General features: G+C 68.2%; 19 protein-coding genes. 3 read left to right on the top strand and 16 right to left on the bottom strand.

Going from position 1 to position 19689, the window contains the following annotated elements; all coding sequences use genetic code 11:
• Positions 1-13: 13 nt before the first annotated feature.
• The 7 genes from QLQ83_RS17360 to QLQ83_RS17330 all read right to left on the bottom strand — a co-directional run bounded on the left by QLQ83_RS17360 (position 14) and on the right by QLQ83_RS17330 (position 8462).
• Positions 14-532, bottom strand: a complete 519-nt coding sequence (locus QLQ83_RS17360) for a putative pterin-binding protein (RefSeq protein WP_282736771.1) — start codon at positions 530-532, stop codon at positions 14-16.
• A gap of 137 nt (positions 533-669) precedes the next feature.
• Positions 670-1488, bottom strand: coding sequence for a DUF2189 domain-containing protein (locus tag QLQ83_RS17355; RefSeq protein ID WP_282736770.1), 819 nt, complete (start codon positions 1486-1488; stop codon positions 670-672).
• 187 nt (positions 1489-1675) lie between these two features.
• The gene (locus tag QLQ83_RS17350) at positions 1676-2578 is read right to left on the bottom strand and encodes a ZIP family metal transporter (RefSeq protein WP_282736769.1); all 903 of its coding nucleotides are present in this window, start codon (positions 2576-2578) and stop codon (positions 1676-1678) included.
• 115 nt (positions 2579-2693) lie between these two features.
• Positions 2694-3122, bottom strand: coding sequence for a universal stress protein (locus QLQ83_RS17345; RefSeq protein WP_282736768.1), 429 nt, complete (start codon positions 3120-3122; stop codon positions 2694-2696).
• 13 nt (positions 3123-3135) lie between these two features.
• Entirely contained in the window at positions 3136-5736 is a 2601-nt protein-coding gene (locus QLQ83_RS17340) for a TRAP transporter permease (RefSeq protein ID WP_282736767.1), read from the bottom strand.
• A 136-nt stretch (positions 5737-5872) separates the two neighbouring features.
• Positions 5873-6853 (bottom strand): TAXI family TRAP transporter solute-binding subunit, encoded by a 981-nt coding sequence (locus QLQ83_RS17335; protein ID WP_282736766.1) that lies wholly within the window; start codon positions 6851-6853, stop codon positions 5873-5875.
• Between the two features lie 220 nt (positions 6854-7073).
• A complete protein-coding gene (locus QLQ83_RS17330) occupies positions 7074-8462 on the bottom strand; it encodes a KamA family radical SAM protein (RefSeq protein WP_282736765.1) in 1389 nt (462 codons plus the stop codon).
• Positions 8463-8881: 419 nt separating this feature from the next.
• Here QLQ83_RS17330 and QLQ83_RS17325 point away from each other — a divergent pair, with 419 nt between their 5' ends.
• Together QLQ83_RS17325 and QLQ83_RS17320 are read left to right on the top strand one after the other, a co-directional pair.
• Positions 8882-9706, top strand: a complete 825-nt coding sequence (locus QLQ83_RS17325; protein ID WP_282736764.1) for a carbon-nitrogen hydrolase family protein — start codon at positions 8882-8884, stop codon at positions 9704-9706.
• A 29-nt stretch (positions 9707-9735) separates the two neighbouring features.
• Positions 9736-10260 (top strand): macro domain-containing protein, encoded by a 525-nt coding sequence (locus tag QLQ83_RS17320; protein ID WP_282736763.1) that lies wholly within the window; start codon positions 9736-9738, stop codon positions 10258-10260.
• A gap of 6 nt (positions 10261-10266) precedes the next feature.
• On the opposite strand, the gene QLQ83_RS17315 is transcribed toward QLQ83_RS17320, so the two are convergent.
• The 3 genes from QLQ83_RS17315 to QLQ83_RS17305 form a co-directional block, all read right to left on the bottom strand.
• Positions 10267-11574 carry a TRAP transporter large permease gene (locus QLQ83_RS17315; RefSeq protein WP_282736762.1) on the bottom strand — a complete coding sequence of 436 codons (1308 nt, stop codon included), beginning with the start codon at positions 11572-11574 and terminating at the stop codon, positions 10267-10269.
• Positions 11564-12040, bottom strand: coding sequence for a TRAP transporter small permease (locus tag QLQ83_RS17310; protein ID WP_282736761.1), 477 nt, complete (start codon positions 12038-12040; stop codon positions 11564-11566). Before QLQ83_RS17310 ends, QLQ83_RS17315 begins: the two co-directional genes overlap by 11 nt.
• 75 nt (positions 12041-12115) lie before the next feature.
• Positions 12116-13132, bottom strand: coding sequence for a DctP family TRAP transporter solute-binding subunit (locus tag QLQ83_RS17305; RefSeq protein ID WP_282736760.1), 1017 nt, complete (start codon positions 13130-13132; stop codon positions 12116-12118).
• 200 nt (positions 13133-13332) lie between these two features.
• Between QLQ83_RS17305 and QLQ83_RS17300 the strand changes: the two genes are divergently transcribed.
• A complete protein-coding gene (locus QLQ83_RS17300) occupies positions 13333-14193 on the top strand; it encodes a DMT family transporter (protein ID WP_282736759.1) in 861 nt (286 codons plus the stop codon).
• 1 nt (position 14194) lies between these two features.
• Here QLQ83_RS17300 and QLQ83_RS17295 read toward each other — a convergent pair whose 3' ends face one another.
• The 6 genes from QLQ83_RS17295 to pyk form a co-directional block, all read right to left on the bottom strand.
• Positions 14195-14728: a DUF192 domain-containing protein gene (locus tag QLQ83_RS17295; RefSeq protein WP_282736758.1), complete on the bottom strand. Its 534-nt coding sequence runs from the start codon at positions 14726-14728 to the stop codon at positions 14195-14197.
• A gap of 10 nt (positions 14729-14738) precedes the next feature.
• Entirely contained in the window at positions 14739-15887 is a 1149-nt protein-coding gene (locus QLQ83_RS17290; protein ID WP_282736757.1) for an ABC transporter ATP-binding protein, read from the bottom strand.
• Positions 15880-16548, bottom strand: a complete 669-nt coding sequence (gene modB, locus QLQ83_RS17285) for a molybdate ABC transporter permease subunit (protein ID WP_282736756.1) — start codon at positions 16546-16548, stop codon at positions 15880-15882. The genes QLQ83_RS17290 and modB overlap by 8 nt, the downstream gene beginning before the upstream one ends.
• A complete protein-coding gene (modA, locus tag QLQ83_RS17280; RefSeq protein WP_282736755.1) occupies positions 16548-17348 on the bottom strand; it encodes a molybdate ABC transporter substrate-binding protein in 801 nt (266 codons plus the stop codon). The genes modB and modA overlap by 1 nt, the downstream gene beginning before the upstream one ends.
• Positions 17349-17470: 122 nt before the next feature.
• Entirely contained in the window at positions 17471-18199 is a 729-nt protein-coding gene (locus QLQ83_RS17275; RefSeq protein WP_282736754.1) for a GntR family transcriptional regulator, read from the bottom strand.
• A 92-nt stretch (positions 18200-18291) separates the two neighbouring features.
• Positions 18292-19689: pyruvate kinase (pyk, locus tag QLQ83_RS17270; RefSeq protein WP_282736753.1), on the bottom strand; the 1398-nt coding region annotated here is incomplete at its 5' end.

Here is a 19689-nt window from a genome sequence, read left to right as displayed (position 1 = left end):
CGGCCGGCCAGGCTCAGGGCACGATGATCTGCTCGACGTGCCACACCGAGCGGAATCGGATGGCCTCGGTGAGCAGTTCGGGATGCTCGTCGAAGGGGTAGAGCACGAACAGCGGCCCGTACTCGCGGATGGTCAGCGACTCGCCGTCGCGGGTCATGGCCAGGATCACGTCGTGGCGCCGGAAGTCCGACACCGGCACCTCCGCCTCGTAGTGGTTGAGGGCCCGGATGCGCACCTGCTCGACATCATCGGCACCGACCGCCTCGAGCAGGGCGCGAACCAGCGGCCCCTCGTAGCGTCCCCTGTCGCGATGCCAGGGCGTATGGGTCTCGATAACTCGCGTCGGCAGGGCCTGGAGCATCGCCCGGTCGAAATGCGCCTCGTCGCCCACGTTGGCATTGGCGATGTCACCACTGAGGGTCAGGAGCACCGTCCCCTTGGGTGTCGGCAGCGGCGAGGCCAGGGCGATGGAGAACGGCACCAGGGCCAAGAGCAGTAGTACGAGCGGACGAAGGGGGATACCGGTCAGCATCGGCAGGCTTCCTGCGGACTGTAAAGGTGCAGCAAGAGTACGCGATTCGACCTCGGAGGTCAGGAGGGCATCATGCAAAAACATCAGGGAGCGCCAAGCGCCCCCTGATGTCTCTCGTACCTGCCCGACAGATCACGTCAGCTCTTCAGCTCCTCCATCGGTTCGATGCGCACCAGGTCCTCGTAGGCGTGCCAGCTGGCGTGGCCCAGTACCGGCAGGATCAGCGCCAGGCCGATGTAGAAGGTCATCACCCCGACCAGCACGCAGCCGGTGAGGATCACCGCCCATAACAGCATCGGGCGGAAGTTCTTCGACACCGAACGGATGCTGGCCTCAATGCCCTCCATGAAGGTCAGGTCCTGGTCCATCAGGGTAGGAATGGCCACCACGCTGATGGTGAAGGCGCCGAACGCGAGGACGGCGCCTATCGCGGTGCCCACCGCCAGCATCATCAGCCCGTCGATGGTGGTGAGCAGCGAGGTGTAGAGCGTCTCGGGGCTCGGGGCCTCGAAGCCGAAGAACAGCGCGAACAGCAGGGTGGCCAGGCGGATCCAGGCGAGGAAGAAGATCATCATCATCACGCCCATCATCGCCAGCTGCCCCGCATGGCCCTTCCAGCCGCCGAAGGCATCGCCCAGGTTGGGGGCACGCCCCGCCTCCAGAGCACGACTGATGCCATAGGAGCCCACCGCCACCAGCGGACCGAGGAACATGAAGCCGGCGATCAGCGGCAGCAGCCAGTGCCAGAGGCCCAGCGTGAAGGCGCCGGCGGTGACGGCAACACTCAAGCCCACCCAGAACATACCGTAGGCCAGACTGACCGCCATGGCCTGGCGAAAATCCTCGAATCCTGCTGCCAGCCAGGCTCGCGGCTTATCCATGCCCACCGACCGAATGCTGATCCTGACATTGGGCGCAGCACCCTTGCCATGCTCTCGTGACGTCGCTGCATTCATGGTCACACCCCTGTTTGCCGCCTGTTGAGTCCCGGTACTGCCGGGCCGGTTCAAGGCCACATTTCGACACGCGGCCGTAATGCGCCCTTCATCTCTTAACATCTGGTTAATGTAGACGACGGCAGCCAATCCCGCAGGGTGTGTTGCATCACGGCACTCAACGCAAAATGTCCTGGCGGCACAGGCGTCACGCCAAGGTCTTGCCCAGGGTCATCATCAGCACGAAGCCCACCAGCACCCCCATGGTGGCGTAGGTCTGGTGGCCCTTGCGGTGGGATTCGGGAATGATCTCGTGGCTGATCACGAACAGCATGGCCCCGGCGGCGAAGGCCAGCCCCAGCGGCAGCAGGAAGGCGGCGACGGTCACCACCACGGCACCGAAGGTCCCACCGACCGGCTCGACGAGCCCGGTGAGCAGGGCCACGCCGAGGCCGGTCCAGCGACTGTAGCCCATGCTCATCAGGCCGATCGCCACGATCAGTCCCTCCGGCATGTTCTGCAGCCCGATGCCGATGGTGATGGCCAGGCCACCGGTGATGTCGCCGGTGCTGTAGCTGACCCCTACCGCCAGCCCCTCAGGCAGGTTGTGGATGGAGATGGCGAAGATGAACAACCAGATACGCTTGATGCGGGCCGCCTCGGCGCCGCTCTGCTTGCCCACGGCGAAGTGCTCGTGGGGGAGCAGCTTGTCCAGCAGCAGCACGGCCAGACCACCGAGACCGATACCCAGGGACACCAGCAGAGACGCACCCAGCACATCAGGCACATAGCGCTGGGCCTCGTTGATCGCAGGCTCCGCCAGGGAGAAGGCAGTCGCCGCCAGCATCACCCCGGCGCCGAAGCCCAGCAGGGAATCCTGAACACGGAAGCTGACGCGCTGGAACAGCAGCACCGGCAGTGCCCCCACCAGGGTGAAGAGACCGGCCACCAGACTCGCCAGGATCCCCAGTTGCATGCGGCCGAGGCCGTCGACCCAGTCCAGTCGACCGGCCTCCTGGAACCACCAGGCGAGCAGCAGGCCGAGCGTTGCCAGCAGCATCACCGGCATCAGCCAGGCACGACCGATGTATCTCCATTGGTCCGTGGTCATCTGTCTCGCTCCCTGCCTCGCCCGGAGGTTCAGTACCGGGGACAGCAGCCCCATACGCGAACGCCTCCATCGGGAGGAGGCGTTCGCGGGGTACTACAGAAGGTGGCGGTCCCGATCAGCGCACGATCATCACCGAGATCTTGGAGTGATGCACGACATGCTCGGCATTGGGCCCGAGCACGTAGTCGGCGAACTTGCGCTTGTTGTGGGAGGCCATGACGATCAGGTCCACCTCGAGCTTCTTCGCCGCCTTGATGATGGCCTCCCAGGGCGAGCCATCGACGATGACGCTCTGGGCCGTGATGTCCTCGGGCACATGGTCGCGGATGAACTCGTGCTGGGCCTGGGAGATCGCCTCATGGGCCTTCTTGGCGAAGTCCTTGGGGAAGTAGGAGCCGACCAGTGGCATGCGGTAGTCCGGCAGCACCGTCACCACATGCAGGGTGGCGCCGAAGCTGCGGCACAGCGCTACCGCCGTCGGCAGCGCCTTGGTCCAGGAGGCCTCCTCGTTGAGATCTACCGGCAACATGATCTTTTGGTACATGACGCTCTCTCCTTCAGGCTGAGGCCACGGCGGCACTGCGATCACGCCGCCGGCGCTGCATCACTACGATCAGACCGAACACCAGGAAGCCCGGAATCCACATCAGCTCCTTGGTCCAGCGGTCCACCGGGGCCAGCACCTCGATGATCTCCTGGTCGAAGTCGAACCCCATGTCCTCGGCCTGGCTGCCGTAGGCCACCATATCGACGACCGCTGTCTCATCCTCGACGATCAGCTCCAGGCCCAGGTTCTCAAGGCGCTCCTCGCCGGTCTCGCCCTCCGGAACCGGCAGGGTCATGTAGGTGGTCATGGGTTCGCCATATGCATCGAGACCCGCAATCTGCAAGCGCAGGGTGGAGTCTTCATCGACACCGCCCAGGGCCTCGACGAATTGCGCGGGTGGCACGGATTCGTAGGGATCGTGGATCATGTCCATCCAGAAGCCCGGCCGGAACAGCGTGAAGGCCACCAGCAGCAGCACGATGGACTCGTACCAGCGGTTGCGGGTGATCATGAAGCCCTGGGTGGCCGCGGCGAAGATCAGCATGGCGATGGTCGATACCACGAAGATCACCACGCCCTGCAGGGGCGAGACATCGATCAGCAGCAGGTCGGTGTTGAAGATGAACAGGAACGGCAGCGCCGCGGTGCGCAGGCTGTAGTAGAAGGCCTGGAAACCGGTGCGGATCGGGTCGCCGCCCGAGACCGCTGCCGCCGCGAAGGACGCCAGCCCCACTGGCGGCGTGACATCGGCCATGATGCCGAAGTAGAACACGAACAGGTGCACCGCGATCAACGGCACCAGCAGACCATTCTCCGCCCCAAGCTGCACGACGACCGGCGCCAGCAGCGCCGAGACCACGATGTAGTTGGCCGTGGTGGGCAACCCCATGCCGAGGATCAGGCTAAGCACCGCGGTGAGCAGCAGGATCAGCATCAGATTGCCCATGGCGAGGGTTTCCACCACCTCGGCCAGCACCAGGCCGACGCCGGTCTGTGAGACCGCACCGACGATGATGCCGGCCGTGGCGGTGGCGATGCCGATGCCGATCATGTTGCGGGCACCGGTGACCAGGCCGTTCCACAGGTCCAGGACGCCCTCGCGGAGATCCGCCGCCATGTCGCCGCGCCCGCGGAAGATCGAGGTAATGGGGCGCTGGGTGAGGATGATGAAGATCATGAACACCGTGGCCCAGAAGGCGGAGAGCCCGGGGGAGAGGCGCTCCACCATCAGGCACCAGACCAGCACGATCACGGGCAGGATGTACTGCAGCCCCACCAGCACCGTAGGCTTGGTCTGGGGCAGCTTGTAGATGGGGGTATCCGGATCGTCGAGCTCCAGTTCTGGGTAACCTGCTGCCAGCTTGAGCAGCGCGACGTAAACCACCGTCAGCGCGACCGCCACCACCCAGGGCGTAGCATCGCCCAGCACCGGCTTGAGCCAACCCAGGCCGTAGTAGACCACGAGTGCCGTGATCATCATCAGCAGCAGGCCACCGAGAAAGCCGATCACCTTGCGCACCAGCGGCTTGGGCGGATTGCTGCTCTGAAGCCCCTGCATGTTGGCCTTCATGGCCTCCAGGTGGACGATATAGACCAGCGCGATGTAGGAGATCAGCGCCGGCAGGAAGGCATGCTTGATCACCTCCACGTAGGAGATGCCCACGTACTCGACCATCAGGAAGGCCGCGGCCCCCATCACCGGCGGCATGATCTGACCATTGACCGAAGACGCCACCTCGACGGCCCCGGCCTTCTCGGCGGAGAAGCCGACGCGCTTCATCATCGGCACCGTGAAGGTACCGGTGGTCACGACGTTGGCGATCGACGAGCCGGAGATCAGCCCGGTCATGGCCGACGCCACCACGGCGGCCTTGGCGGGCCCACCCTTGTAGTGCCCCAGCAGCGAAAAGGCGACCTTGATGAAGTAGTTGCCGGCGCCGGCCTTGTCGAGCAGGGCACCGAACAGCACGAACAGGAAGACGAAGCTGGTCGAGACCCCCAGCGCGATGCCGAAGACCCCCTGAGTCGTCAACCACTGGTGGTTGATCAGGCCGAAGAGGCTGACCCCACCATGCGAGAGAATACCGGGCATCCAGGGGCCGGCCAGGCTGTACAGAAGAAATACCGACGCCACGATCATCAGCGGCGGACCGAGCGCTCGGCGGGTGGCCTCGAGCAGCAGCAGGATGCCGGCCACGCCGATGATCACGTCCTGCAGGATCGGCGCGCCGGGACGCTGGGACAGCTGCTCGTAGAACATGAACATGTAGGCGCCGCAGAAGGCCGCCGCCGCCGCCAGGACCCAGTCCTGGACGGGGATGCGGTCACGGGGCGAGCGCTTGAGTGCCGGATAGGCCATGTAGGCCAGGAAGAGCGCGAAGGCCAGGTGGATGGAACGGGACTCGGTGGCGTTGAAGACGCCGAAGCCCAGAATGAAGGGCAGCGGAGACGCGATCCACAGCTGGAAGAGCGACCAGGCGGCGGCAATGCTCACCAGCAGCTTGCCCGGCATGCCGGCCGGCTTGCGGGCGCCCGAGTCGGTCGAGGCGACCATATCCTCCAGATCGACCTCGGATCCCGCGGCCCTCTTGTTGTCCTTATCCTCAGTCATAAGCGTACCCTGCTCTGTCTCGTTTGACCTGGGGTCTCACATCACGATGCCGTCCGGCATCCCAATACAGAATGCGCGGCCCCCTCGGGTGACCGCGCATTCTTCACCGAGGTGTGATCACCTCAGACGAACCGGATCACTCGATCCAGCCCTGCTCGCGATAGTAACGTGCCGCCCCGTCATGCAGTGGTGCGGAAAGCCCCTCGCTGACCATCTCTTCCTGGTCGAGGTTCTCGAAGGCCGGATGCAGGCGCTTGAAGCGATCGAAGTTGTCGAATACCGCCTTGACGGTCTGGTAGATGACCTCCTCGTCGGCCTCGGCGGTGGTCACGAAGGTCGCGGCCACACCGAAGGTCTCGACGTCCTCGTCGTTGCCCTTGTAGAGGCCGCCGGGAATGACCGACTTGGTGTAGTAGGGGAACTCCTCGACGATGCCATCGATGGCTTCGTCATTCAGCGGAATCAGGCGGGAGTCCACCGTAGTGGTCGCCTCCTGGATGGAGCCGTTGGGATGCCCCACCACGTAGACCATGGCGTCGACGTTGTTGTCGGCCAGGGCCGCCGCCTGTTCGGCGGCATCGAGCTGTGAAGCAAGCGAGAAGGTGTCCTCGGTCCAGCCCTTGGCTTCCATCACCACTTCCATGGTGTTGCGCTGGCCGGAGCCCGGGTTGCCGATATTGACGCGCTTGCCTTCCAGGTCGTCGAGGGTCTCGATGCCGGAATCGGCACGGGCCAGCAGGGTCAGCGGCTCACCGTGCACGCGGAACACCGCGCGCAGGTCCTCGTAGGGCTCACCCTCGAAGTTGCCGGTACCGTTGTAGGCCTGGTACTGGACGTCGGACTGGGCGACCCCCATATCCAGCTCACCGGACTTGATCCCGTTGATATTGGCCACCGAGCCACCGGTGGAGGGCGCGTTGCACTTGATGTTGGCGTCTTCCAGGCGGTTCACCAGGCGGCAGATCGACTGGCCGACCACATAATATACACCGGTCTGGCCCCCGGTCCCGATGGTAATGAATTGTTCTTCGTCCTGGGCCATGGCCGGCGAGGCGAACATCGCGGCCCCCAGGAGCGCGCCGGTGAAGGCAGCTGCAGAGAATGCATGGCGTTTCATGAACACACCTCTTGTGTTGTGCAAACGGGTTCCGATATGGCAGCCCCGTGACGCGACCGCCGGCGGCTTTGCCGCCCTCTCCTACTTTAGCGAAAAAAGCGGGCGCTTGATGAGGCCTTTTTCCATAAGTTGGAGTCTAGACCCCTGAGCACGTTGAGTGAGCGTTAATTTTTACCGCCTCTTCTCACGCACGCCGCCTCATCGAAAGGAATGGCACGCCTCACGACGCCTTCATGATGAGCGCCTGCTTCTCGTCCTTCATGGCCGCGAACTCGGCCTCGAAGAAGAACGCGCTCTCCCCCAGCGCCGGTTCCAGGTGGTTAAGCCAGGTGGCGGCCTCGTCGTATTTCGCAAAGAACGGCCGCTGCACCCAGTCGCTGTCGCGGCCCTGGATAAATCGCAGCACGAAGACCTTCTCGCCATGGATCTCCGTCACCCCCTGGATCTCCACCTTGCCCGGATCGGCAGACATGGAAGGCCCACGAGCCGTGCGCGCCAGGCCCGGCACCTGCTTCATCGCCTCGCGGTAGATCTCCCAGGCATGCACCAGCGGCACCTCGAAGTAGTGGCGGGCGCCGGTGTCGCGCTCGACGAACAGGTAGTAGGGGATCATCCCCAGGCGCACCTGAGTGGTCCACATCCTCGCCCACTGGTCGGCGTCGTCGTTGATGTGCTTGAGCAGCGGCGCCTGAGTGCGGATCTCCGCCCCGGTGGCCCGGATACGCCGGATCGCCTCGCGGCAGATGGGGGTGTCCATCTCCTTCCAGTGGTTGAAGTGCGCCATGAAGGCCACGTGCTTGCCGGCCGCCGTCAGCTCGCGGAACAGGTCGAGGATATCCTCGGCGTCGGGGTCGGTGACGAAGCGGTAGGGCCAGAAGGTCAGGCTCTTGGTGCCGATGCGGATGTCCTGGACGTGGTCCAGCTCCGGCGCCATCAGCCCCTCCAGGTACTGGCGCAGGTGCTTGGCCTTCATCACCATGGGGTCGCCGCCAGTCATCAAGAGGTCGGTGACCTCGGTGTGCTCGGCCAGGTAGCGGTGCAGCGAGTCGGCTTCGCTGGAAGCGAACTTGAGCTCCTTGTCGCCGACGAACTGCGCCCAGCGGAAGCAGAAGGTGCAGTAGCTGTGGCACACCTGTCCCTGGCTGGGGAAGAACAGCACCGTCTCGCGGTACTTGTGCTGCATGCCCGGCAGCGGCTCGCCGTCGAGCAGCGGCAGGTTGAGGTCCATCTGCCCCGCCGGGTGGGGGTTGAGCTCGGAGCGGATGCGCTCTATCACCGGCTTCATCTCGGCGGCGGTGGCGTCGCGGCGCACCATCGCGGCCACCTCCTCGAAGTGCTCGGGAAGCAACATGCCGCGCTGGGGGAAGGTAAGCTGGAAGACCGGATCCTCGGGCACGTTGTTCCAGTCGATCAGCTCGTCGATCACGTACTCGTTGACCCGGAACGGCAGCACCTGGCTGACCACCCGCATGTCGAAACGCAGGTCGTCAGGCAGATGCTGGATGGCCTCGATCCTGTCCAGCTGACGGTGGGTATAGACCTTGAACTGGCGGGCCTCGAAGGCCTCGGCCCGGGAATCTTCGAGATCGATGTTCACGCGCTGGTTCATGCCACCTCCTGATGTCGTTGTGCGGCGGCGGGGCGGCCATGGGGGCCCTGCACGGCGGATGCGATCATCCGCTGCGCCGGCAAGCAACCGGGGCACCGCGAGTGGTTCGGGGGGTGGCCATTGGTACAGGGTCGCTGTCGTCGCTGCAAGTTTCTGCGTCGATTTGCAACGAATGTCACGCCTATGACAGATAAATGCAACGAATGTGCAATGCTGAGAGTGGCGAGGGTGATCCGGTTCAGCAACGCTCCCGGGGGTGGCGAATCATCAGCGCGGCAAACACCAGCGGGGCGAAACGCGCGGGAAACGGCATCGGCGACGCCGGACAGGGGGAAGGGACAGGGGGTAGACTGCGAATTCTACGCCAGCGCCCCGGCGGATGCCGCGCGGTGCGCCCATGGGTCGCAACAGGAGCCCGCATGCAGATACTCGCCGGCCAGATCGCCATCCCCCGCACCCGCTGTCGGGAGGACCAGCTCACTCACCTGCACCGCCTCGCCGAGCGGATGCGGGCCGCCTGCGCCAACGGCACACCGGACCTGATCGTGCTGCCGGAGCTGGCCGCCCAGGAGTACGGGGACGACGCCTTCGCCTGCCTGGATGCCCTGGATGACGACCTTGCGGGGCCGGTCGTCACGACCTTCGCCGACCTGGCCCGGGAACTCGGCACCACCATCGCCTTCGGCATGGCCCGGCGCGCCGGTGGCCGGCGCCATATCAGCCAGGTGCTGGCCGGCCCCGACGGCCGCCTGGCCGGCGTCTACGACAAGCTTCACTGCGCCCAGTTCGGGGCCTCCGGTGAGGCCGCCCATTTCTCGCCGGGCGAACGGCTGCTGGTCAGCGAGGTCGCCGGCTGGCGGGTCGGGGTAGTGATCTGCTACGACCTGCGCTTCCCCGAACTGGCCCGACGCCTGGCCGACGCGGGCGCCGAGCTGATCCTGCACCCGGTGGCCTTCACCCGGGACTTCAGCTTCGCCAGCTGGCACGCCTTCGTCACCACGCGCGCCATGGAGAACCAGCTCTACTGGCTGAGCCTCAACCGTGCCGGAGAGGCCTGGGGACAGTCGCTGTTCTGCCCGCCGCTGGTGGACGACGACCACCCTGCCCTTCCCTTCGGCAGCGACGAGCAGTGGCGCTGGCTGACCCTGGAGAAGCAGGTGGTGAAGGCAGCGCGAGCGCGCCTGCCGCTGGCCCGGGATCGCCGCGATGACCTTGAAGTCCTGCCGCTCTGGCGGCCAGACTGAACCACATCAGCCGCCAGGAGGGAAGCGAGATGGGCACCATCGAATGCATCCAGGGCGATATCGCCCGCCAGGCCGACATCGACGTTGTGGTCAATGCCGCCAACGCGCAGCTGCGCAGCGGCGGCGGTGTGGCCGGCGCCCTGCATCGCGCTGCGGGCCCCGGGCTCGCCGAGGAGTGCCGCCCGCTGGCGCCGATCCGGCCCGGCCAGGCGGTGATCACCGGCGCCCATGGGCTACCCAACCGCCACGTCATCCACTGCCTGGGGCCGGTCTACGGCGTCGACGAGCCCGCCGACGAACTGCTGGCCGCCTGCTATCGCCACGCCCTCGAACTGGCCGAGCGCGAAGGCATCCGCTCCATCGCCTTCCCGGCGCTCTCCGCCGGGGCCTTCGGCTACCCACCGGCAGAGGCCGCCCGCGTGGCGCTCGCCACGGTGCTGCAGACGCTGCCCGGGTGCCCGGGCATCGAGCGGGTGCGCTTCGTGCTCTTCGATGCCGACAGTACCGCACTCCATCGGCGCATCCTGAAGTCCCTGGAGAGCAGCCAAGAGTAAGGATCGCTAACCGAGGTTGTAGCCCAGCACTCGCGGCAGCCAGAGGGCGATCTCGGGGAACACCGCCACCAGCACGAGCGCGCCCGCCATGGCCGCCACGAACAGCAACGCCCAGCCCACGGTCTGCTCCAGGCGGACCTTGGCGATCTCCGTGGTCACCATCAGGTTCACCGCGACCGGCGGCGTGAACTGGCCGATGGCGATGTTCATCGCCAGCAGGATACCGAACCACACCGGGTTCCAGCCGAAGTGCTGCATCACCGGGATCAGGATCGGCATCATGATCAGGTAGATGGAGATGGCATCCAGCAGCATGCCGGCCACCAGCACCGCCAGCATGATCAGCACGAGCAACAGGGGGCCGCTGTCGGAGAGGCCGACGATCCACTCCGCCAGGTGACGGAAGGTGCCGAGCATGGTGCCGGCCCAGGCGAAGATGCCGGCCAGGGCAATGATCAGCATCACCACGCCCGAGATCACCGCCGCCTCGCCGAGCAGCCCCCAGAGGTCCCGCCAGCTCATCTCCCGGGTCAGGAAGAGCCCCACCAGGGCGCCATAGGCGACCGCCACCACGGCCGCCTCGGTGGGGGTGAAGAGCCCGCTGCGCAGCCCGCCGAGGATCAGCACCGGGGCGAAAAGCGCCGGCAGCGCCTGCTTGAAGCTCTCTCCCACCCGCGGATGTTCCGCCCCCTCCGCGGGCGTGCCTCCCTCCCAGCCGAAGCGACGGGAGACCAGCAGCGCCGGCCCCAGCAGCGCCAGTCCGGCGAGGATGCCCGGAAAGAGTCCCGCGGCGAACAGCGCCCGCAGGTCGACCCCCGGCACCACGATGGAGTAGAGGATCAGCGCCACCGACGGCGGGATCAGGATCGCCGTGGAGGCCGAGGCGGCGATCAGGGTCGCCGAGAAGGGCCTGGGATAACCGGCCCTGGTCATGCTGGGCAGCATCACCATGGCCACCGCGGCGGCATCCGCCGGGCCTGAGCCGCTCATTCCGCCCATGATCATGCAGACCAGCACCGCGACCAGGGCGAGGCCACCGTGGCGCGGGCCGATCAGCGCCTGAGCGAAACGCACCAGCCGCGCGGCCACCCCGGCCCGCTCGAAGATGAGGCCGGTGAGGATGAACAGCGGGATAGCGATCAGCGGGTACTTGGCGATGCTGTTATAGGTGTTGGTGCCGAGGGTCGCCAGCATGGCCGGCGACAGTCCGGCAAGTATCCCCGCGGCACCCGCCAGCCCCAGCGAGAAGGCCACCGGGACACCGGCGACCAGCAGTACGGCGAAGGCCAGCAGCATCCAGAGATCAGGACTCATCCTCGAGCCTCCCGCGCAGTCGATCGCGGGTCTGCTGCACCTGGCGCAGCAGCATCAGCCCCGAGAGCAGCGGCAGCCAGGCGAGGTACCACCACTGCGGCAGCCCCAGCCCCGGGGAGAGCGAACCCCACTGGAGCTCCTGCCAGGTCATCCTGGCGCCATACCAGGTGATCAGCCCCAGCACGACGAGCCCACAGCCGCCTTGGAAGAGGATCAGCGCCTTGCGCGCGGCCCCGGGCAGGGCGCGTTCCAGCAGGCCGATGCGGATGTGGCCGTTGCGGCGCAGGGCCACCGAGGCGCCGGCGAAGGTCAGCACCACCAGCAGGAACACCGAGAACTCCTCGGTGAAGGCGAAGGAGCCGCCGGTGAGGTAGCGCACCAGCACGTTGGCCAGGCTAATCAAGCCGATGACCAGGATCGCCAGGGTCGCCAGCAGGCGTTCGAGTCTTGCGTCGGGACGTTTCATGGGCGTCGCGGCGTCATGGGGTGGGAAACGCCATCGGCCCCGCCAAGGGGCCGATGGCACGGGCGCTCGGGGAGATCACTCCCCCTGCATGTCGGCGCGGGCCGCCTCGACGATCTCGCTGCCGATCTTCGGCACCCACTCGTCGTGGACGCTCTCGGTGGCCTCGACGAAGGCCTGGTGCTGCGCCTCGTCGAGCTCGGTGACCGTGACGCCGCGCTCCTTGATCGCCGCCAGGCGCTCGGGCTCCTCCTCGCGGGTCATCTCGATCTCCCAGGCGCCGGCTTCCTTGGCGGCGTCCCGCAGCAGGGTGCGCTCCTCCTCGGAGAGGGAGTCCCAGACCTGCTGGTTCACCGCAAAGACCAGGGGGTCATTCATGTAGTTCCACAGGGTCAGGTGCTCCTGGCCCACCTGGTCGATGCGCGCCACGTCGAAGACCGAGAGCGGGTTCTCCTGGCCGTCCACCGCGCCGGTGGTCAGCGCCGGCTTGGCGTCGGCCCAGCTCATCTGGGTGGGGTTGGCGCCCAGCGCCGTGAAGGTGTCCTGGAACAGCGGCGAACCCACCACACGGATCTTCAGGCCCTCGAGGTCGGCCGGCTCGTCGATGGGGCCGCGGGAATTGGAGAGCTGGCGGAAGCCGTTCTCGCCCCAGGCCAGGGGCACCACGCCGCGGGACTCAATGGCCGCGAAGACCATCTCGCCCGCCGCGCCGCCGGTTACCGCATCCACGGCGTCCAGGTCGGCCATGAAGAAGGGCAGCGAGAAGAGGTTGAGCTCCGGCACCTGGGGCGACCAGTTGATGGTCGAGCCCACCGCGGCATCGATCAGGCCCGAGCGCATGGCGGAGAACTCCCGGGTCTGGTCGCCATTGACGAGCTGGGAATTGGGGTAGACCCGCAGGGTCAGCTCGCCGTCGGAACGCTCGGCGACCAGCTCCGCCCACTTCTCGGCGGCCTGGCCCCAGGGGAAGGCGTCGGGGAGCACGGTGGAGACGGAGAGCTCGCGGGCCTGAACGGCAGAGACGGACAGCGAGAGGGAGACGGCGGCGACAGCGGCCAGGGCGGCCAGCCGGGTCGGGTGACGAGACGAGTTCATGACGTGTCCTTGCAGTGTCGGGCTCGGGGCAGGCCCACATCGGGCCTGCCCGGCATCGTTGTAGGTGGGCATCATCGCGGATATCAAGATGCCCTGTCATCCCGTGTTCATGCAAGACAGGACGCGGCCCTGCCCTGTCCCCGGGTTCAACGCACTTGCTATGCTGTGCCGTTTTCCCCTTCCCACCCCGAGGAGGCGCCGTGCCACTCCGAGACCTGGCCCTGGGCCTCGCCGTCATCGTCATCTGGGCGCTGAACATCATCGTCATCAAGCTCGGGGTGGCCGAACTGCCGCCACTGCTGCTGACCACGCTGCGCTTCGCCCTGGTGGCCGGGTTGCTGGTGCCCTTCCACCCGGTGGCACGACACCAGCTGCCCTTCCTGCTGCTGCTCTCGCTGACCTTCGGCTCGCTGCATTTCGCCCTGCTGTTCATCGGCCTGGGCCAGGCCGAGGCCGGCACGGGCGCGCTGCTGGTCCAGATGGGCACGCCCTTCGCCACCCTGTTGGCCGTGGTATTCCTTCGGGAACGCCTCGGTCCCCGGCGACTGGCCGGCCTCGTGCTCTCCTTCGCCGGGGTGGCGGTGCTCGCCGGTGGCCCCACCCTGCCCTCCCCCCTGCCGACGATCCTGTTGCTGACCAGCGCCCTGGGCTGGGCCGTCTCGCAGTTGCTGATCAAGCGCGGCCCCGACGTCTCGCCCATGGCGTTGGCAGGCTGGGTGGCACTGTTCGCCACGCCCCAGGTGGCGCTGGGTTCCTGGTGGTTCGAGCAGGGCCAGTGGCAGGCGCTGGTCGAGGCTGGCTGGGCCGGCTGGAAAGCGGTCTTCTACACCGCCGTGATGTCCTCCATCGTGGCCTACGGCCTCTGGTACGGCCTGCTGCGTCGCCACCCGGTCAACCGGGTGGTGCCGCTGACCCTGCTGATGCCGGTGCTGGCCGTGCTGCTGGGGGCGGCACTGATGGGCGACAGCCTGGGACCCCACAAGCTCGCCGGGGGCGGGCTGGTCATCGCAGGCCTGGCGCTGATCGTGCTGCGTGTTGGCCTCCGCCGCCCCGCAGGCTGACTCACTGGGCCGCTGCCCCGGCACAGAGCCCGCCGTCGCCCGGCCAGCTGACGCAGTCACCCGCCGCGACGCCCATCGCCTCGAAGGCCCCGGCATTGACCTCCAGGGCCGCCCGGTAGGGCACCGCAGGGCGGGTCACCGGACACTCCCCCGGTCGGGAGGCAGTGCATGGCTCCATGCGGTGGATCTCGGCGATGCGGCCCGCCTCGTCGATGAAGGCGATGTCCAGCGGGATGCGCGTGCGATACATCCAGAAGCCGTTGCGCGAGGACTGGAGGCGGTCGTAGAGGAACAGCATGCCGGCCTGCTGCGACAGCTGATCGCGGTCCATCAGGCCACGGCTGCGCTGGGGGATGGTGCGCGCCACCTCCACCTCCAGCCGCCGGGGGCCCTGCTCACCGTGGATCACCAGGCGGACGGACTCGAGGGCCTCGGACCCCGAATCGGGCCCGGCGGCGGGCAGGACACGCGGCAGCAGGGAGGCGGCGGGCAGCAGGGCCAGACCCAGCAGCAGCTGGCGTCGGATGGTGTTCATGGCGGTTTCCTCAACGATCGAAGATCTCGGGATGGTTTATGGGGGCGTCGGGCATCAGGTGGATGCCGGCGGCCAGCAGCGAGACCCCCACCGCCTCGCCACGGGCCAGGCCGTTGCGCCGTGCCGCATGGGTGGGGAGCTCGAAGCGCAGGGTATCGTCGCAGTGATCGAAGGCCAGCGCCACGGAGGTGATGCCGCCCAGCACCGCCATCTCCCTCACCCGAGCCTGGACCGGGTTCTCGCGCTCTCCCCGCGAGGGGCGGCCGCGACGATGGAGGACCACGTCCGAGGGCGGCAGGTACCAGCTGACACGCTTCCCGGGCATCAGGGCCGCCAGGCCCTCTGCGACCTCCAGGCACCAGGGGCCCCATTGCAGACGGCGCCCCTCGTCGCCCTCCACCACCGTCCCGGTGAAGACGTTGTGGCGGTCGAGCAACCGCGCCACCTCGGGGCTCGCCGGACGGCGGAAGAGCTGCTCGGCCGGCGCCTGCTGCAGGCTGCGGCCGGCGTGCAGCACGCAGAGCCGGTCGGCCAGGGCGGCGGCCTCGTCGAGGTCGTGGGTGACCAGCACGATGGGGATCCGGATCTCCTCGCGCAGCAGGGCGAGCTCGCGCTGAAGGCGGCGCCGGGTGACCTGGTCCACCGCCGAGAAGGGCTCGTCGAGCAGCAACACCCGCGGACTCCTGGCCAGGGCCCGGGCCAGGGCGACCCGCTGACGCTGGCCGCCGGAGAGCTCGGATGGTAGCCGGCCGGCCAGGCCGTCGAGGCGCACCCGGGCCAGCCACCGCTCAGCAGCCTGGCCGCGCTCGGCGGCGGGCAGGTGATCCAGGGCCACCATGACGTTGGCGCGGGCATCCAGGTGCGGGAAGAGCGCATAGTCCTGGAACACCAGCCCCACGCGACGCTGCTGGGGACGCAGCGAGTGCCCCGCCTCGGCGTCGAACCAGGTCTCGCCGGCACAGCGGATCACGCCTCGCGCCGGCCGGTAGAGCCCGGCGATGGCGCGCAGCAGGGTGGTCTTGCCGCCCCCCGAGGGGCCCACCAGGGCCAGCAGCTCGCCGGCCTCACAGTGGAAGTCGGCGTCCAGCGGGATCGGCCCGGCCTGCTGCAGCTGCACCGCCAGGTGGGCCGGGCTTGCGGGCAGATCCGGCTCAGCCACGGCGCCACCTCCGGCGCCCTGCCAGGCCGTAGACCACCCCGATGGTCAGGAAGGAGACCAGCAGCAGCATGGCCGACATGATGGCGGCCCCGGACTCGTCGAAGGCCTGGACCCGGTCGTAGATGGCGATGGCCAGGGTGCGGGTCTCGCCGTCGATCGCCCCGCCGACCATCAGGATCACGCCGAACTCGCCGAGGGTATGGGCAAAGGTCAGCGCCAGCGCCGAGACCAGCCCCGGCCACACCAGCGGCAGCTCGATGCGCCACAGCGTGCGGCCCGGCGAGAGGCCACTGCACCAGGCGGCCTCGCGCAGGTTTGGGGGGATCGACTCGAAGGCGCGCTGGATCGGCTGCACGGCGAAGGGCAGGTTGGCCACCAGCGAAGCGAGCAGGATCCCGGTGAAGGTGAAGTTGAGCCCACCGCCGGTCAACGACTGCCAGAAAGCGCCGAAGGGCGCCTCCACGCCGAAGGCCTGCATCAGGTAGAAGCCCAGCACCGTCGGCGGCATCACCAGCGGCAGCGCCACCAGCGCCTCGCACAGCGGCTTGCCGCGGAAGCGCGAGAGCGCCAGGGTCCGCCCCAGCCAGAGCCCCAGCGGCAGCAGCAGCAGGCAGGTCAGCCCCGCCAGGCGCAGCGAGACCGAGAGCGCCGTCCAGTCCATCAGCGGGGGGTGCCCCCGTCCGGCAGGCGGAAACCGTACGCCGCCAGGATCTCCCGGGCCGCCGGCTGCTGGAGCCAGGCGTAGAAGGCGCGAGCGGTCTCGCCGGCCCCCTCGATCAGCGCCATCCGCTGGACCAGGGGCGCATGCCACGCCTCGGGGATCAGCACGTGCTCACTGCGCTCGGCCAGTGCCGGCGCAAGCGCCAGGGACCAGGCCACCAGGCCGCCGCGGGCCTCGTCCGCCAGGGCGAAGCGCGCGGCCTGGGAGACATTCTCGCCAAGGATGCGCAGCGAGCCCGAATCCTCCCAGAGCCCGGCATGCTCGAGGGCCTGGCGGGCCGCCACGCCGTAGGGCGCATGCTCGGGATTGGCCAGGGCGATGCGCGGCCTGCCCTGCCCGGCCCGATGGGCGTCGATGGCCTCGCGCACGCCGGCCAGCGGGTCATCGTCATGGGGCAGGCCGTCGCGTCCGGCCGGCTGCAGCCAGGCCAGCCGGCCCACGGCATAGACCACCCCCTCGTCCTCGGTCAGGCCCGCCTCGTGCAGGGCCCGCACATAGGCCTCGTCCGCGGAGAGGTAGAGCTCGAAGGGGGCGCCCTGGCGGATCTGGCGCATGAAGTTGCCGGAGGAGCCGAAGTTCAGGCGCAGCTCCCGCCCGGTCTCGTCCTGAAAGCGCTCGGCGGCCTCGGTCAGGGCGAACTGCAGGTCCGAGGCCGCCGCCACGGTGGGCACCTCGGCCAGGGCCGCAGGCGTCGTCAGGGCGAGCCAGGCGACGAGGGCCCAGCGCAGGGGAGATAACATGCGAAATTCCCGAATTGCGATAGGGTCGCTGCATTGTCGACCAGGCGTGCCCCGGGGGACAAGGCGAGGCCGGGGAACTCTCCGCGGCCTTGATGCGGGTCAGGCCATGGCCATGCCGGCGCTCAGGCCTGCTCCCTTGAGCGCCCGAGGATCGCCATCAGGTCGATGCTGGCCTCGCGGGGGCTCAGGTCCAGCAGCGCCTCGAGGCTCTCCAGGTGATGCCGGATGCCCTCCCGGGCCGCCTCGGCATCGCCCTGCTCGAGGGCCGCCAGCAGCGCCGCGTGATCGCCTTCCAGGAAGCAGGAGGCCAGGTTCGGCCGCTTGTAGAGGGCGATGACGATGGAGGTGCGCAGGATCAGGTCGGTGAGCATGGCCCCCAGCACGCGGTTGGGCGAATGCGCCGCCAGCAGGTGGTGGATGGCCAGGGAATGCTCGATGCGGGCCGGCTCGTCTCCCCGCCCGTGGGCCTCGATCTCGCCCCGCGCCTCCGCCGCAAGCCGTTCCCGCGAGGCGGCATCGAGCCGGCCCGCCAGCAGCGCGGCCACCTCCCCCTCCACCAGACGGCGGGCCGCGAAGGTCTCGCGGGTCTCCTCGATGCTCGGCGCACGGACCCGCGCCACCTGGTTGGGACGCTGGTCCACCACGTGCTCGGAGGCAAGCCGGGTCAGGGCCTTGCGCACCACCGAGCGGCTGACCCCGAAGACCTCGCCGAGGGTCACCTCCGGCAGTCGGGTACCGGGCGGCAGGCGCTGCATCAGTACCGCCCGGCGCACCTTGTCGACGATATCCCGGTCGCTGATGCGACGCCCGGCCCTGACCTCGGCCAGCACCTCCTCCTGCCACTCGTGCATGAGCTGCCCCCTGCCTGTTCCTGCCGCCAGCGTCTCATCCCGTGAACGGAATGACCACATCAAACAGGTTCATTGTATACAGGATCCATGCCTCAGGCACGGCGATGTACCGGGGTCACGTCGAGAATCTTCAGGGTGTTGGTGCCGCCATGGGCGTTCATGTGGTCGCCCCGGGTGAGGATCACGTGGTCCCCGGGCTCGGCGATGCCCTGCTCCACCAGCCGCTGCAGCGCCCGGTCGTTGAGCTCGGCGGCCGACATCTCGCTGGTGTCGAAGGGCAGCGAGACCACCCCGCGATAGAGCGCCATGCGCCGCTGGGCCACCGGGTTGTGGGCCAGGCCGACAATGGGCAGCCCCGAGCTGATCCGCGAGGCGATCAGCGGTGTGTAGCCGGAGGCGGTCATGCAGGCGATGGCGGCCACCCCGGCGAGGTGGTTGGCGGCGTACATGGCGGAGAGCGCGATGGTCTCGTCGACCTGGCTGAAGCCCTCGTGGATGCGGTGGCCGGACTCCTGGATGCGCCGCTCGCGCTCGGCGCCCAGGCAGACCCGGTCCATGGCCGCGACGGTCTCCACCGGGAAGTCGCCGGCGGCGGTCTCGGCGGAGAGCATCACCGCATCGGTGCCGTCGAGCACCGCATTGGCCACGTCGAACACCTCGGCCCGGGTGGGCAGCGGCGACTCGATCATCGACTCCATCATCTGGGTGGCGGTGATCACCGCGCGGTTCAGCGTGCGGGCGTGCTTGATGATGCGCTTCTGGGTGCCGATCAACGCGGCGTCGCCGATCTCCACGCCCAGGTCGCCGCGCGCCACCATCACCGCCTCGCTGGCGCGGATGATGGCGTCCAGCGTGGCGTCGTCAGCTACCGCCTCGGCGCGCTCCAGCTTGGCCACCAGGCCGATCTCGCGGCCGGCCTCGCCGAGCCGCTTGCGAGCCTCGACCATGTCGGCGGCGCTGCGCGGGAAGGAGATCGCCAGGTAGTCGACGCCGATCGCCACGGCGGTCTCCAGGTCGGCCTTGTCCTTCTCGGTGAGGGCCGGGGCCGAGAGGCCGCCGCCCTGCTTGTTGATGCCCTTGTTGTTGGAGAGCGTGCCGCCTACCACCACGCTGGTGTGGATCAGGTGGTCGGCGACCCGGTTGACGTCGAGCACCACCCGGCCGTCGTCGAGCAGCAGGCGGTCGCCGGGGCCGACGTCGTCGGCCAGGGTCTTGTAGTCGCAGCCGACGCGGGTCTCGTCGCCCTGGTCGCTGCCCAGGCCCATGTCGAGGATGAAGGACTGCCCCTCCTCGAGCTCCACGGCGCCCGCCTTGAAGCGGGCGATGCGGATCTTGGGGCCCTGGAGGTCGCCCAGGGCGGCGACGCTGCGCCCCAGGCGGTCGGCGATGGCGCGGACCCGTTCGAGGCGGCGGCGGTGGTCATCGGGGCTGCCGTGGGAGAAGTTGAGGCGCACCACGTCGACGCCGGCCTCGAGCATCGCCTCGAGGAC

It is taken from the genome of Halomonas rhizosphaerae (genome assembly GCF_030010555.1).
Lineage (GTDB): Bacteria > Pseudomonadota > Gammaproteobacteria > Pseudomonadales > Halomonadaceae > Halomonas > Halomonas rhizosphaerae.
This window is presented reverse-complemented; position numbering and strand designations above follow the sequence as displayed.